12 protein-coding genes, 2 pseudogenes and 1 other annotated feature are annotated in these 14,985 nt (G+C 67.1%); of the genes and pseudogenes, 8 read left to right on the top strand and 6 right to left on the bottom strand.

Annotated elements, in window-relative coordinates:
- Nucleotide 1 precedes the first annotated feature (1 nt).
- Nucleotides 2–214, bottom strand: a complete 213-nt coding sequence (locus GBRO_RS08535) for a hypothetical protein (protein WP_012833562.1) — start codon at nt 212–214, stop codon at nt 2–4.
- Nucleotides 211–1,548: a PspC domain-containing protein gene (locus GBRO_RS08540; RefSeq protein ID WP_012833563.1), complete on the bottom strand. Its 1,338-nt coding sequence runs from the start codon at nt 1,546–1,548 to the stop codon at nt 211–213. Before GBRO_RS08540 ends, GBRO_RS08535 begins: the two co-directional genes overlap by 4 nt.
- 96 nt (nt 1,549–1,644) lie before the next feature.
- Here GBRO_RS08540 and GBRO_RS08545 point away from each other — a divergent pair, with 96 nt between their 5' ends.
- Together GBRO_RS08545 and GBRO_RS08550 are read left to right on the top strand one after the other, a co-directional pair.
- Nucleotides 1,645–2,946 (top strand): ATP-binding protein, encoded by a 1,302-nt coding sequence (locus GBRO_RS08545; RefSeq protein ID WP_083775681.1) that lies wholly within the window; start codon nt 1,645–1,647, stop codon nt 2,944–2,946.
- Nucleotides 2,946–3,641: a LuxR C-terminal-related transcriptional regulator gene (locus tag GBRO_RS08550; protein WP_012833565.1), complete on the top strand. Its 696-nt coding sequence runs from the start codon at nt 2,946–2,948 to the stop codon at nt 3,639–3,641. The genes GBRO_RS08545 and GBRO_RS08550 overlap by 1 nt, the downstream gene beginning before the upstream one ends.
- Before the next feature lie 87 nt (nt 3,642–3,728).
- Here the strand turns inward: GBRO_RS08550 and GBRO_RS26530 are convergent, their stop codons facing one another.
- From GBRO_RS26530 to GBRO_RS08575, 3 genes are all read right to left on the bottom strand, one after another.
- Nucleotides 3,729–4,034 carry a hypothetical protein gene (locus tag GBRO_RS26530; RefSeq protein WP_041919810.1) on the bottom strand — a complete coding sequence of 102 codons (306 nt, stop codon included), beginning with the start codon at nt 4,032–4,034 and terminating at the stop codon, nt 3,729–3,731.
- 194 nt (nt 4,035–4,228) lie between these two features.
- Nucleotides 4,229–5,511 (bottom strand): IS3 family transposase gene (locus GBRO_RS08565; protein WP_370452859.1). Its coding sequence is split into 2 segments (ribosomal slippage): nt 4,229–5,229 and nt 5,229–5,511, totalling 1,284 coding nucleotides; the frame shifts between segments, so codons are not numbered across the junction.
- Nucleotides 5,105–5,233, bottom strand: a sequence feature (AL1L pseudoknot). (Overlaps the previous gene by 129 nt.)
- Complete coding sequence (locus GBRO_RS08575; protein WP_227892866.1) at nt 5,478–6,896, bottom strand: DUF222 domain-containing protein; 1,419 nt, start codon at nt 6,894–6,896, stop codon at nt 5,478–5,480. The genes GBRO_RS08565 and GBRO_RS08575 overlap by 34 nt, the downstream gene beginning before the upstream one ends.
- Nucleotides 6,897–7,208: 312 nt before the next feature.
- Between GBRO_RS08575 and GBRO_RS08580 the strand changes: the two are divergent.
- The 3 genes and pseudogenes from GBRO_RS08580 to GBRO_RS25230 all read left to right on the top strand — a co-directional run.
- A pseudogene (locus GBRO_RS08580) lies at nt 7,209–8,201 on the top strand (ISL3 family transposase); the annotation flags it as partial.
- 53 nt (nt 8,202–8,254) lie between these two features.
- Nucleotides 8,255–9,643 (top strand): IS256 family transposase, encoded by a 1,389-nt coding sequence (locus tag GBRO_RS08585; RefSeq protein ID WP_012833431.1) that lies wholly within the window; start codon nt 8,255–8,257, stop codon nt 9,641–9,643.
- Between the two features lie 63 nt (nt 9,644–9,706).
- A pseudogene (locus GBRO_RS25230) lies at nt 9,707–9,943 on the top strand (transposase); the annotation flags it as partial.
- 183 nt (nt 9,944–10,126) lie between these two features.
- Here the strand turns inward: GBRO_RS25230 and GBRO_RS08590 are convergent.
- Nucleotides 10,127–11,371: a serine/threonine-protein kinase gene (locus GBRO_RS08590; protein WP_041919812.1), complete on the bottom strand. Its 1,245-nt coding sequence runs from the start codon at nt 11,369–11,371 to the stop codon at nt 10,127–10,129.
- 78 nt (nt 11,372–11,449) lie between these two features.
- On the opposite strand from GBRO_RS08590, the gene GBRO_RS08595 reads away from it, so the two are divergent.
- The 3 genes from GBRO_RS08595 to GBRO_RS08605 all read left to right on the top strand — a co-directional run bounded on the left by GBRO_RS08595 (nt 11,450) and on the right by GBRO_RS08605 (nt 14,965).
- A complete protein-coding gene (locus GBRO_RS08595; RefSeq protein WP_012833568.1) occupies nt 11,450–12,478 on the top strand; it encodes an Rv2578c family radical SAM protein in 1,029 nt (342 codons plus the stop codon).
- Between the two features lie 127 nt (nt 12,479–12,605).
- Nucleotides 12,606–13,355 carry a hypothetical protein gene (locus GBRO_RS08600; protein WP_012833569.1) on the top strand — a complete coding sequence of 250 codons (750 nt, stop codon included), beginning with the start codon at nt 12,606–12,608 and terminating at the stop codon, nt 13,353–13,355.
- A 14-nt stretch (nt 13,356–13,369) separates the two neighbouring features.
- A complete protein-coding gene (locus GBRO_RS08605; protein ID WP_041919813.1) occupies nt 13,370–14,965 on the top strand; it encodes a DNA polymerase Y family protein in 1,596 nt (531 codons plus the stop codon).
- Nucleotides 14,966–14,985: the final 20 nt, after the last annotated feature.

Here is a 14,985-nt window from a genome sequence, read left to right on the forward strand (position 1 = left end):
CTCAGCGTTTCGAGCGCGCCCCGGTGACGATGAGCAGCAACCCGATCACGAGTCCGACGGCCACCACCAGCCACCCGAGGTTCGACGGGTCGGGCAACTCAGGGCCATCGGCCAGTCCCCAGGCGGCGACCGCGAGCGCGACGATCCCGAAGATGACGAGGCCGGGGGAGCGATGCCGCTCGATCTCACGGCCGGTCTGATCGGTCCGGTTCATCGCACTACCTCCACTTGACCCATGCCGGTGTGGGCATCGATGGACAGCACCGGACCCTCGGTGCCGTTGCGGCCGCCGTCGAGGCCGTCAGGGCAGGTGTACTCACCCACCCCGGTGCTGCAGTCGGCACGTACGTTCATCTCGGGGCCCACCTTGACCGTGATCTGACCCAAGCCGTTGCGGAGCGTCACGTGCCGGTCGGCGGTGAGGTCGACTTTCGTCAGATCGAGGACCATGTTGCCCCCGCCCAGGGTGTATTCGCTCTTGATGTCGTTCTCCGTCAACGGTTTCCAGTCGCGGTCACCCAGGCCTCCGGCGGGTAGACCGGAGAATCCGGCGGCCGTCGTGGTGATCACGGTGGCGACGCCGACGGCAATGGCGATCGGAACCAGCCCGGAACTGTGCCGTCCCGAACTCCGCCGCCGCATCCCCGCGTAGATCAGGCCGCCCCCGATGACCGCAAGCGAACAGGCCAGGATGCGTCCGACGGTGAACCACTCGATGCCGGCCTGACGTGCGGCGGTACCCACAGCACCGACCAGGACCGCGAGTCCCACGACGATCAGCGTGGTCGGCGATCGCCGGTCGCGCAGCGGCTCGGGGTCGCGGGACGGCGCGGGCTCGGGCAGATCCCAGGCGAACGGTGCGGTCCCCAGCGGATCCCAGGCCGGCGGCGTCGGTTCGGCAGGGGTCTCCTTGAGCAGGGACGGACGTGCCTCGTCGGAGGTGGCGTCGACCGGGCGGGGAGTGGGCGGATGACCACCCGGGATCATCGGAGTCGTCATGGCGCGGGGTATCCATCTCTCGAACTGGCCGGCGCTCGCCGCGCCGGCGGGGTGGGCAGAACCGACGGTGTAGGTGGCCGCCACCGGCTGGGTGTCCACCGATGTCGCGGGCGGAGGCGTCGGCGTACGCAGATAGAGCAGCCACCATCCGGCCAGCATCAGGATCGCCCCCACGACGCCGCCCGACCCCCAGGTGCTGTTGGGGCCCAACGAGCTGACGATGACGATCGCGAGGACCACGAACAGGATGATGCGCGGATTGTGCAGTGCCATCCGGCCGTGTACCGGACGTCCGCGGGCCGCGGCCGAACGTGCCTTGGCCGCACCGGGAAACGCGATCCAGGCCGCGAGGTAGAGCAGCACACCGCTGCCGCCGAAGAGTGCCGCCACCACGAAGGCAACTTTGACCAGAGTCGGATCGACGCGATAGCGCGCGGCGATCCCGCCGCAGACGCCGGCGATGGTCCGCGGGTCGTCGGGCCGCACCGGTCGGGTGGCCCACAGGTCGGCGACCTGCTGTTGGAGCTGCTTGGTGTCCATGGTGACCATCGTGGCGTCCCGGCCATGTCTGTCACATCGGGTATGACCCTGAGTTCTGCCCCCAAACCCGGACCCGCGACACCCGAGAATCGGGGACCGACCCTGATGCCGGGGCGGCACCGTCGTGCCACTATCGGAAGAGTGAAGCACTCCCAGGACTCGACGCCGGTCGGTCCCGCACCGCGACTGGTGCGACGCGACGGCGGCCGGGTGATCGCCGGTGTCGCCGGCGGGATCGCCGATCATCTCGGTGTCGACGTGTTCCGGGTGCGGGTCGTCTTCGTCGTATTGGCCGCGCTGGCCGGTGCCGGGGTGATGGCCTACGGACTGCTGTGGTTCTTCTGCCCGCCGGGAAACGACACCGAACCACCACCGCCGGGTGTCCGCCGCCAGTCGTGGGGATTGGCGCTGATCGGTCTGGTGGCGATGGCCGTCGTCGGCTTCTCGGCATCGGGAACACCGGCCGCCTATCTGGTCCCGTTCGTGTTCATCGCCATCGGTGCCAGTCTGGTGTGGCGTGAGTTCGACACCTCCCGGACCGCACCACGCACTCCGCTGCTGACCTGGACGCGACTGGCCGGCGGGGTCGTGCTGGTGATCGGCGGACTGGTCGTGGTGGTGCTGGCCGGAACCCGCAGCTTCGGCGGACTGAGCACCACCATCCTCGCCGTCGCGGCCACCCTCATCGGCGTCGTGCTGCTGACGGTGCCGCTGTGGATGCGGATGTGGCGGGCGCTCAACGAAGAACGTGCCGCCCGGATCCGCAACGCCGAACGTGAGGAGATCGCCTCGCACCTGCACGATTCGGTCCTGCAGACCCTCGCGCTCATCCAGAAGCAGGCCAACCGGCCCGAGGAGGTGGCCCGGCTGGCCCGCAGCCAGGAAAGAGAGCTGCGGACATGGCTTTTCGGCGACCCCGCCCAGCGCAGCGGATCGCTGGCCGCCGCCCTGCAATCGGTGGGTGCCGAGGTCGAGGACGCCTACGGCATCGAGGTCGAGGTGGTGACGGTGGGCGATCTGCGCCCCGACGGCAACGGTGACGGCAAGCGTTGGTCGGCGGTGGTCGGGGCCACCCGCGAGGCACTCGTCAACGCCGCCAAACACTCCGGTGAGCGCACCGTGGACGTGTACTGCGAGATCACCGACGACGAGGTGGAGGTGTTCGTACGTGATCGCGGTACGGGATTCGACCCGGCTACCATCGCCGATGACCGGCAGGGGATCGCCCGCTCGATCCGGGCGCGGATCGAGCGCGCCGGCGGCACCGTACGGATCGACTCGGTACCCGGGCGCGGCACCAACGTCCGTCTGGTGATGCCGCGGATCGTCGGCGACGTCGACGGCGTACGTGACGAGCACGCGAGAGTTCTTGGAGCAGAAGCGGATCAGGAGGGTGAGAAACACTGATGGACCAACCCGCGACCGATGGTGAACCGGCCGTCGAGACCATCCACGGTGTCTTCCTCGTCGACGATCACGCGGTCTTCCGGTCCGGTGTGCGTGCCGAGTTGGCCGGTGAACCCGGTCTACGGGTGGTCGGCGAGGCGGGCACGGTCGGCGAGGCGGTGGCCGGCATCGTGGCCACCGCACCCGATGTCGTCCTGCTCGATGTCCACATGCCTGCCGGCGGCGGGGTCGCGGTGCTCCGCGGCGTCACCGACGCGATCGGCGAATCGGCACCGGTGTTCTTGGCGCTCAGCGTGTCCGACGCCGCCGAGGATGTGATCGCGACGATCCGCGCCGGCGCCCGTGGTTATGTCACCAAGACCATCAGCGGCGCCGACCTCGCCGACGCGGTCCGCCGGGTCGCCGACGGGGACGCCGTGTTCAGTCCCCGGCTCGCCGGGTTCGTCCTCGACTCCTTCACCGGGAAGTCGAGCGCTCCCGAGCCGCCGCTCGACCCGGAACTCGACTCGTTGACCCGCCGCGAACTCGAGGTCTTGCGACTGCTCGCCCGGGGGTACACGTACCGGGAGATCGCCGAGGAACTGTTCATCTCGATCAAGACGGTGGAGACGCATGCTTCGAACGTTCTCCGCAAGACTCAGCAATCGAATCGCAATGCTCTGACCCGATGGGCGGCGACACGCCACATCGGGTGACCGCGATCCGACGACCGCCTCTGCTCGTGTTGCCGGCGGTCTGCGCGCGAAGCGGTGAATGGTTCCCGGGTCTGATGGCCTGGTGGGTCAGAACGGTGGTGCGGGTCCGTTGTCGTGTAGTCGCCTGAGTTGGTGGTCGTGTTCGGTGCGCGTGCGGCGGTTGCGCATGCGTTCTTGGTGGCGGCGAGCGTGTTTGGCGGTGGTGCGGGTGTGGCGCCGTGGTGTGTCGGGCCCGAGGATGATGCGGGGTCGGTGGGCGGTGTCGGGGTCGCGGAAGCGGATGCGGCCGAGAGCGGGGATGACGTCGATGACCGAGTCGGCGCGGCCGGGCAGGGTCAGTCCTTCGGGGGTGGTGAAGGTGGTGTGTGGTCGGCCGTGACGGTCGAGGGTCATGTCATCGAGGAAATCGGTGAACGTTTTGAGCAGGTGGTGAAATCGGCATTTGTCGGCGATCTCGGACGGGTGAGTTTGTCCACCGGCCGCCGGGTCGTCGTGGTTGTATTCGCGGATGTGGTCGAGGTCGCAGGACCAGGCGGGTTTGGTGCAGCCGGGTACGGTGAATCGCCCCGGGTTTGCTGGAGGCTCGGTTAGTTGGTTCCGGCCTCTGCTGGGACCGGGTTCTCACGGTAGCTGGTGACCGTGTGGGCCGCCCAGTAGGCGGCCTCGTACTCGACCGGCGGGACGTGTCCGATCTCGCCGTGCAGACGGCGGTGGTTGAACCACTCGATGTACTCGGCGACCGCGATCTCGACGTCGCCGACACCGCCCCACCCGCTCTTCGGGCGCATGATCGGGTTGCGGATACATTCCGCCTTGAATAACGAGTTGAACGCCTCGGCCATCGCGTTGTCATACGAATCACCCTTGGAGCCAACCGAAGTCACCGCTTCAGCTTCGGCGAGACGCTCGGTGTAACGAATCGCTCGATACTGCACTCCGCGGTCCGAGTGGTGAATCAGTCCGGCCACATCCTGGCCGGCACGATCACGCGCCCACAATCCCATGTCTAAGGCGTCCAATGCGAGGTCGGTGTGCATCGTGGTCGAGACCTGCCAGCCGACGACCACGCGCGAGTACACGTCGAGGATGAACGCCGCGTACACCCACCCGGAGTGGGTGCGGATGTAGGTCAGGTCCGCCACCCACAAGGTGTTCGGCGCCTCGGCGGTGAACTGCCGGCCGACTCGGTCGGCCGGTTGCGGGGTTTCGGCGCCATCGCTGCGGGTGGTCCTGCGTGTCTTCAACCTCGGTATCCCTTGCAGTCCATCGGCTTTCATCAATCGTTCGACAGTGCAGCGCGCCACGTCGATATCCTTTCTGCGTAGTTCGGCGTGGACCTTGCGGGCACCGTAGACGCCGAGATTGTCGGCGTGCACGGTGCGGATCTCGCCGAGCATCTCCCGGTCACGCACCGTGCGTGGCGCCTCGGTCTTGTTCGCACTCAGGTGGGCTCGTACCGTGGACGGAGCGATCTGGGCGGCCGTGTCGCGTAGGGCCGCGCAGATCGGATCGACTCCGTGTTCGTCGCGAGAAGCGGCGACGAACTCCACGATCAACGCTGTGGGCGGTCGATCTCCGCGGCAAAAAAAGCCGACGCCTGCTTCAAGATCGTGTTCGCCCGCCGCAGCTCGCGGTTCTCCCGCTCGAGCTGCGCGATCCGCTCGGAATCGCTGCTCGTGGTACCCGGCCGCTGCCCGCCATCGATTTCGGCTTGCTTGACCCAGGTGCGTAGCGCCTCCGGGTGCACACCGAGTTGATCGCCGATCCGTTTGAACGCTCCCGGCCGTGTGGCCGGGTCCTTGCGGGCTTCCACCGCCATCCGCGTCGCTCGCTCCTTCAGCTCAATGCTGTACTTCCGAGGTGCTGCCATGCTCTCCATCCTTCACAGGTTCGAGAGCCTCCGACGAACCCGGGGCGGTTCACGGTGCACCGGCCGTCGCGGGAGTGGATGTAGTCGGTCAACGCCGTGGTGGGCCGGTAGGGGTTCGACGGTAGGTGTGCTGCCAACCCCCGCCCATGCCCGGTAGTGGTGGCTGTGGGTTCGACCGCAAGGTCAGCAACCTCGGCTTCGTGTTCGGTCTCGGCCTCGGGTGCAGGCATGCCGTGGCGGGAGCCACGTGGCTCCGGATCATCCTGGGTGGGCTCGGATTCCGCTGTCGTGGCCGGGATCTCGTCGGTGGGTGCGGGATGGTGCTCGGCGGCCACCGGCGTTGCCGGTTCGGTCGGTGCCGGTTCGGTGGTGGCCGGTCGGGTCGATTCGGGTGCGGTGGGTGGGGGGTTGATGGGCCGGGTCACGGTGTCGGGGCGGTCGGCGAGTTCGCGGGTGTGGTCGGCAGAGATGACGCCGTAGCCGTTCATATAGCCGGGGGTGGTGTCCTCGGGGTCGGTGAGGGTCTTCTCGTCACACACGACGTGGATGACGATGCGGGCCTGTGCGGCCGGCAACATCCCTGCTTCGGGGATGACCGCGTCGCAGTCGGTGCGGCCGCAGAGACATTCGAAGCGGGTGCCGGTCAACAGTGCGAACGAGGCGTCTGAGCCGCGGGCTCGTGTGCTGCGCGGGTCGTGCCGGCAGGCACATGCCGCCAACTCGTGAACGGCGGCGAACGCGATCTGGGTGTTTTCGGCAGTCATCGACGCCGACAGCACCGCCATGCCGTCACCATCGTCATCGACCCAGATGGCGCGGTCTTCTGTGGCGCGTCGACGCCGTTCGCGCACGGCATCGGGGTCGTGGCGGAACACGATGCGGTCGGTGAGGTCGCGGATGGCTGCTCGTGACCACACCCCGTCGCGGCAACGGACGGCGTTGGCGATCGCCGCGTCGACCGCGCCGGCGTAGGGTTGGCCCTCGCACAGGTCGGTGCCGGTGATGATGGTCGATACTTTCCCGGGGGTGAGCAGACCGTCGCGTAGACATTCGGCGACCCTGGGTAGCCGGTCACGCAGGGCGAGCGCTTCGCGCAGCAGCTTTTCGGCGGTGGCGTGCGAGATCGCCAGCGAGATCGCGATCCGTGCCGCGCATTGGGCGTAGGCGTCGATACCGCGCAGGTCGGTATCTGCGACCGGCGCCACCAGCCGGGTATGCAACTCGGCGGCAACCTGAAATGTGTACCAGGATAGAAAGCACTGACCGCGTTCGGCCTGACCCAACGACACCACCAGATCATTCACCACAGCCGGTTCGGGAATGTCGGGGGAGATGCCGTTGAGATCGGGTAGACCCAACACTCCCGGCGGAATGTCTGTCCACATCACCGACATCACTCCCCCCTTCTGATGTGGTGCTGTTCTGCAATTCTGATGCCTCGAGGCTATATCAGGGCACCGACAATTCTTTTCCCCACGGTTGTTGCTGTATCACCCCAGCACCTCGTGTGATTCCCGAATTGGGTGAGGTGTGAAACTGCGCGTACTGCATTGTTGCCAGCTATTCGTATCAGGGGCTACCGACACTTTTGGGCACTTGTGACGTAGTTGTGGGTTGTTTCGGCGTGGCGTAGGGCGCAACGCCGTTGTCCTGCTTAAGGTTTGGTTTGCGAAGACTAAACCTGAGGAGTTCCGGCGTTGCGCATGTCCAGTGTAGTGCAGAAGGTGTTGACCATCGATGCGATCGTCGAGGATGTCACGCTCGAGGAGACAACTGTCGATCCCGACGGGATGGTTGTGGTCAGTGTCCGTGCCTATGCGCGTGATCGGTCCCGGTGTGGCGAATGCGGGCGGCGGTGTCCGGGCTATGACCAGGTCAGTGCGCGGCGGCGGTGGCGGCATCTGGATGTGGCCGGGCGTCGGTGCGTGCTGGCGGCGTCGCTGCGTCGGGTGCGCTGCACGGTCCATGGCGTGGTCACCGAGGCGGTGCCGTGGGCGCGGCCGCGGGCGCGGTTCACCCGGGCCTTCGACGACATGGCGGCGTGGTTGGCAGCCCATGCCACCGTCTCGGCGGTCACGCAGTTCCTGCGGGTGGCCTGGCGCACGGTGTCGGGGATCGTGGAGCGGGTCGTCGACGATCATTTCGCCGGCATCGACCGGCTCGACGGTCTGGTCAACGTGGGTATCGATGAGATCGCCTATCGCAAGGGCCATCGTTATCTGACGGTGGTGATCAACCATGACACCGGCCTGATCGTGTGGGCGAAAGAGGGCCGCGACAGTGCGGTGCTGGGCGAGTTCTTCGATGCGTTGGGTGCCGAGCGGGCGGCGATGATCGAGAAGGTCTCTGCTGATGGCGCCGAGTGGATCTGGTCGGCGGTCACCACCCGCGCTCCGCACGCCATCCAGTGTTTGGATGTGTTTCATCTGATCCAGTGGGCCGGGGCCATGGTCGACAAGGTGCGCCGGCGTACCGTGGCCACCCACGGTGGCGGCAAGGGTGCGATGTGGGCGGTGCGCAAGAGTCACGGCGATCAGTCACCCGAGCAGCGGGGGATCGTCGAGCAACTACGTGCCGACAACAGTGACCTGTATGAGGCGTACATGCTCAAAGAGCAACTCCGCGAGGCCATCCGCAGCAAGGGTCGTCGGCGGTTGGTGCTGCTGACCGGGGTGCAGGCGTGGGCCCGGGGGGTGTCAGATGGTCTGTGTAAGTCCAGTGCTCATCAGTGAGAGGAAGATCTATGAGCATGGCGTTAGACGACAAGCAGCAGGGCCACGACGATCATCAGTTGCCTGAGCTGGCCGAGCCACGTTCGACTGCGGAGGTGGCCGAGGCGTTGGCGGCTTCGGGCATGGTCGATGAGTTGTTGGCCCAGATCGATACCGGGCAGGTTCAGATCACCGGGGACGGTGGCCTAATTCCGGGTCTGATCAAACTCGCCCTCGAACGTGGGCTGAAAGCCGAACTGACCGATCACCTCGGCTATGACAAGGGCGACCCGGCCGGTCGGGAACTGCCGAATGCCCGCAACGGGTCGACCCCGAAAACGGTCGCCTCCGAAGCCGGTCCGGTCGAGCTGAACGTCCCTCGTGACCGTGACGGCACGTTCACCCCACGTCTGGTCCCCAAGGGGTCGCGCCGGCTCGGTGGCCTCGATGACATCATCATCTCGCTCTATGCCGGCGGCATGACGTTGCGCGATATCCAACACCACCTCGCATCCACAATCGGCACCGATCTGTCCCACGAGACGATCTCCAAGATCTGCGACGAGGTCCTCGACGCGGTCGACGAATGGCAGAACCGGCCGCTGGAGGCGCTGTACCCCGTCATCTATCTCGACGCGTTGGTGGTGAAGGTCAAAGACGGCGCCCACGTCCGAAACAAACACGCCCACATAGCGATTGGCGTCGACATGGCCGGTATCAAGCATGTGTTGGGGATCTGGATACAGGCCGAAGAGGGCGCGAGGTTCTGGGCCGGGGTGTGCGCGAATCTGGCCAACCGCGGCGTCAAAGACGTGCTGGTCGTGTGCTGTGACGGGCTCACCGGATTCCCCGAGGCGATCGAGGCGACCTGGCCGCTGGCCACCGTGCAGACGTGTGTGGTGCATCTGATCCGCAACGCGATGCGGTTCGTCAACTACAAAGACCGCAAGGAGGTGGCCCGGGCGATCAAACCGATCTACACAGCCCCGGATGTCGAGGTCGCCCGCCTCGAGTGGGAGGCCTTCCGCGACTCGGAGTTGGGTGTCAAATACCCCAGTGCAGCACAGGCTTTCGACCGGGCGTGGGACCGTTTCATCCCCTTCTTGGCGTTCCCACCCGAACTGCGCAAGGTCATTTACACCACGAACTCGATCGAGTCGCTGAACTATCAATTACGTAAGGTCATCAAGAACCGCGGCCATTTCCCGAATGACGTCGCGGTCCGCAAGCTGCTGTGGCTGGCGATCTGCGACATCGAGGACAAACGCGCCCGGCAACGCGAGAAGGAACGCGGCAAGCCCGCCGCCACCCGCAAAGCCCCCGGACGACTCGTCGAGGGACAGGTCGTGACGAACTGGAAACAGGCCCTCGGCCAACTCGCCCTGGCCTACCCCGACCGCATCGAACCCCACCTCACCTAGACCGCAACAGCAAGCACACAAAAATCAGGAGTCACGTTCTTACACAAACATCTTGACAAGCTCTGGGCCCGCGCTAGTGATATTCCTGAAATCGCCGCGTTGGGAAGGACTCTGGATCTTTACAACACACGTATCCGCAACGCCCTGCGCCACAACATTTCTAACGCGCGCAGTGAGGCCACCAACACCCACCTACGCGCATTGACCAAGCGGGCCTACGGATTCCACACTCCCGAAGCACTGATCGCGATGGCCGAACTCACCCGCGGCGGCGCGTGCCCGGAGTTGCCGTGGTCGTAATCCACCCACAAGAAGGTCAGTAGATCCCACTTTTGGACGGTTCCGAATACGGTTGTCTCACCAACACTCCTCGCACCTGAAGAGGCCGGTTTTCGGCTCAGTGGTCGGTCGTGGGCCGCCGTTCTCGGGCCATCTTCACGGCTTCGGGGTCAGCTGGAGCAGCGCGGCGAGCCGCGTGAGGGATCAGCGCAGGAGGGCGATCACGAGGACAGCCACCACGGCGAGGGCGACGAAGAAGCCGAACACGGCGAGCGCGAGCGGACCGCTCGACGACTTGCGCGGTGGGACCGGCGCATACACGCCCGGATACGGCGCCGGTGTGTGAACCTGTTGCGGCACCGGCTGGTAGGCGCCGCTCGGCGGTAGCGGCGGGGTGCGCGGGGACACCCGGGAGCCCGACGGCGGCGGCGTCATCGTCGGCGCGAAGGCCGCCGAATCACGCGACGGCGGATGCGCTCCCGTCGACGGGCCGCGGGGGGCTGTGCTGCCGGAAGATGCGGCCCAGATCGGTGCTCCGCCACCGGGTTTGGTGATCTTGCCGGTGAGGACCTGCGCGGTGGTGAGATGGCTGCCGGCGGCAACCTCGGCGAGTGCGTCGCGGGCCTGTTCCATCGTCGGCCGCCGGGCCGGGCTCGGTTCGAGTAGGCGCATGAGCACCGGTTCGAGGGCGCCGGCCCGCTGCGGCCGGTTGATCTTGGCGCGGGCCACCCGATGTAGCAGCACCAGCGAGTTGTCATCGGTCCCGAACGGGGGCTGCCCCTCGACCATCGTGTACACCGTGGCGCCGAGGGAGTAGACGTCCGACGGCTCGCCCGGTTCGACGCCGCGCGCCACCTCGGGCGCGAAATACGCTGGGGTACCGGTGATCACGCCGGCCTGGGTCAGCGTCACGTCGTCCTTGGCGCGAGAGATACCGAAGTCGGTGATCTTGACCAGTCCGGCGTTTCGGGCGCCGGTGGCGATGAGGATGTTGCCCGGCTTGATGTCGCGGTGCACGATGCCCGCGGCATGCGCCTCGGCCATCGCGTCGGCCACCTGTGCGCCGATCTGGGCGGCCTCCTGCACTCCGAGAGTGCCTGCGCTGTGCAGGATCTGGGCGACGCTGCGGGAGGGTAGGTACTCCATCACCAGCCACGGTTCGCCACTGTCGAGGGCTACGTCGTGCATGGCGATGGCATTGCGGTGGGAGAGTTTGGCGGCGATCCGTCCCTCCCGCATCGCGCGCTGGCGGATGTTGTCGGCCGATTCCTCGGTGAGGCCCTCGGTGGACACGACCTGTTTGACCGCCACCTCGCGGTCGAGCAGTTGATCGCGGGCAAGCCACACGGTGCCCATGCCGCCGCCACCGATGCGCGACAGCAGGCGGTAGCGTCCGGCCACCAGGTACTGCGGTCCCGGCATGCGGCGACTACCCGGCTCGATGGACATACGGCGATGATAGCGGCACGCCGAGTCGATGGTCCGTTGCGCTTGACATTCACCTCGCACGCATGTTCGACTCGCGATATGCGATGGGCGGACCAGTCGGTGGATGCCGACGACGGGGCATTTCCCGGCTTCGCGCGTTCGGGACTCGTGCGTTCGGTGCGGACCCCGGAGTTCGAGGGGATCACGTTCCACGAGGTGCTGGCCAAGAGTGCGCTCAACCGCGTTCCGGAGGCGTCGCACCTGCCGTTTCGCTTCACTGTCAATACTTTTCGAGGTTGCACTCACGCTTGCCGTTACTGTTTCGCGCGGCCGACCCATGAGTACCTGGACCTCGATGCGGGTCGCGACTTCGACACCCAGGTCGTCGTCAAGCTGAATGTGGCGGCGGTGTTGCGCCGCGAATTGCGCCGCCGGTCGTGGTCACGCGAGGTGGTGGCGCTGGGTACCAACACCGATCCCTATCAGCGGGCCGAGGGGCGCTACCGGCTGATGCCCGGCGTCATCGGGGCGCTGGCCGAGTCGCGGACGCCGTTCTCGATCCTCACCAAGGGCACCCTGCTGCGCCGGGATCTGCCGCTGTTGCGGCAGGCGGCCGGACAGGTTGCGGTGAGCATCGGCATCTCACTGGCCTTCTTCGACGCGGATCTGCAGAAGCAGATCGAACCGGGCACGCCGTCGCCGCAGGCACGGTTGTCGTTGATCCGCGATATCGCCGACGCCGGCTTCGCCCCGCACGTCATGGTGGCGCCGGTGATCCCGTATCTGACCGATTCGACCGCGCACCTCGACGATCTGCTGGGCGCTCTCGCCGAGGCCGGGGCGTCGGGGGTGACGGCGTTCCCCATGCATCTGCGTGGGGCGACCAAACCGTGGTTCATGGAATGGCTGGCCGCCGAGCATCCGGCGCTGGTGCGCCGCTACCGCGGACTCTACGGCCGGGGTGCCTATGTGACGGCCGAGTACTCGGCATGGTTGCGTGACCGCATGCTGCCGTTGGTGCAGCAGCATGGGCTCGCCGGGTCCGGCGGCCTGCGTCGGCCCGAATCTGGGACCGAAGATGCAATTGTCGCCAAACCCGAACTGCAACAAGCACTTACGCTGTTCTGAGACCCGTCGGGTTGACGTTTGTCGGTGACCGGTTCTACGATGGAAAATGTCGAAAACACGTTCGAGTGATCGATGGCGCGCACCTTCCCGGCTCGCTTGAGTACCACCGCTGGACCTGGAGGGTGCAATGAGTATTTCGTCGGGACGCGACGCTGCGTTGGCCGGTTTGCGGCGGCAGATGGCAGTGATGTCCGGGCGGCCGGACACGCCGGCGGTGGCGCTCGCCGATCGCTCGTCGGATGCGATCCCGGTGCCGGAGCCGTTGTCGGAGATGTTGCCGCACAAAGGATTGGCGCGCGGAACGGTGACCCGGTTGTCCGGTGTGAACTCGGTCCTGATCGCCGTGATCGCCACGGTCACCCAGAACGGTGGACAGGTCGGGATCGTCGGCCTGCCCCGCCTGGGTCTGCTGTCCGCGGCCCAGATGGGGGCTGATCTGTCCAGGATCGCGACGGTGCCATCGCCCGGGACGGACCCGGTGGAGGTGGCGGCGGTGCTGCTCGACGGCATGGATCTGGTGGTACTGGGCACACGCGGAGTCGATGTCGCACCCTCGCGCAGCCGGGTGGTGATGGGGCGGGCGCGTAAACAGTCCTCCGCACTGCTGGTGGTGGGCGGCACCTGGCCCGGTGCGCAGACCACCATCGACACCGAGGTGCTCACCTATCGGCACCTCCCGGCCGGCGACGATCTCCGGGAGGCGCGCAGCGGATTCGGCCGGATCGGGGGGATGCGGTTGCGGATAACGGTTTCCGGACGATCACAACGTGCGGAGACGTCCGAGGCCGATCTCCTCGTGCCGGGTCCGGGACCGGTCCGGCCGGTCACGCTGGTGCGTGCCGGCCAGGCCCGCCCGCAACTGGCGGTGGCCAACTGATGGCAGCCCCACTGATGACCCAGCGCACCGTCACGCGTCGGGTTCTGGCGCTCTGGTGTCCGGACTGGCCGGCCACCGCGGCTGCAGCCGACGTCGATCTGTCACCGGAGCTGCCCATTGCGGTGTTGTCGGCGAATCGGGTGATCGCCTGCTCGGCGTCGGCTCGGGTGCTGGGGGTCCGCCGGGGTATGCGTAAACGGCAGGCGCAGTCCACCTGTCCGGAGATGACCCTGGTGGCCGCCGACGAGCATCGCGATGCCCGATTCTTCGAGCCGGTCGCCGCCGTGGTGGCCGAGGTGGCACCCACCCTGGAGGTGCTACGTCCCGGACTGGTGGTGGTCCCCGGTGACCGGGCCGTCCGCTATTTCGGTAGTGAGGAGGCACTGTCGGAGGAGATGGTCGACGCGGTCTCGACGTGCGGTGTCGAATCCCAGGTGGGGATCGCCGACGAACTGTTCACCGCGGTGCTCGCCGCCCGACGCGGTCACCATGTCGAACCGGGTGGCGATCGCCGCTATCTCGCCGACCTGCCGATCGCGCATCTGGCCCTCGAGCCGAGCCTGAGCGATCCCACCCGCACCGAGCTGGTGGATCTGCTGCGTCGTCTCGGCATCACCACCATCGGCGCGTTTGCCGCGCTGTCGGCCGCGGATGTCGCGACGCGCTTCTCCGCGGACGCGGCGCTGGCGCACCGGCTGGCCAACGCGCAACCGGGGCGGGTGCCGTCGGGCCGGCGTCACCCGGTCGACATGGCCGTCGATCACGTCTGTGACCCGCCGGTCGATCGTGTCGATGCCGCGGCGTTCCTCGGACGTCAGCTAGCCGACGCCCTACACCGGCGCCTGCTCGACGCGTCGACGGCGTGCACGCGGCTGACCATCGAGGCGACCACCGAACGCGGACAACGGCATTCGCGTACCTGGCGATGTGCACAGCCACTGACCCCGGAGGCGACGGCCGATCGTGTCCGGTGGCAACTGGAGGGCTGGCTGACCGGTGGCCGCGGAGCCGGGGTGAAACCCGATTCGCCCATCGCCTCGCTGCGGCTGGAACCGGTGGAACTCGTCGATGCCGGTGCGCTGCAGTACGGACTCACCGGTGCCGGCTTGCCCGGCGATCAGGACACCGACGACCGCGCCCACCGGTCCCTGGTGCGCATCCAGGGCATCCTCGGCGGCGACGCCGTGAAGATCCCGGTACTCAGTGGCGGGCGGGGACCCGCCGAACAGATCACCATGGTGGCACTGGGGGATGAGCGGGTGCCGCAGCACGACCCGAGCGCCCCTTGGCCGGGCCGGTTGCCGCAACCCGCGCCCGCGGTGCTGGTGGATACCGAGATCATCGTTCTGGACGGTGCTGGGCAACCGGTGTCGGTGAGCGCCCGTGGCGCGTTCACCACCGAACCGTCGACGATTCGGATGGCCACGGTCGGACGCCATCCGGCGGGCCGCGCCATGGCATGGGAGGTGTGCTGGTGGGCCGGACCGTGGCCGACCGGGACCGACGAGCGCGGGATCATCGCCCGCGCCCAGGTTCTCCTCGACGACTCGCGGGCGTTGCTGCTGTGCTATCGAGGTGGTGGGTGGATCGTGGAGGGCGTGTACGAGTAACGCACCACCCCGGATCGTCT

Source organism: Gordonia bronchialis DSM 43247 (assembly GCF_000024785.1).
Lineage (GTDB): Bacteria > Actinomycetota > Actinomycetes > Mycobacteriales > Mycobacteriaceae > Gordonia > Gordonia bronchialis.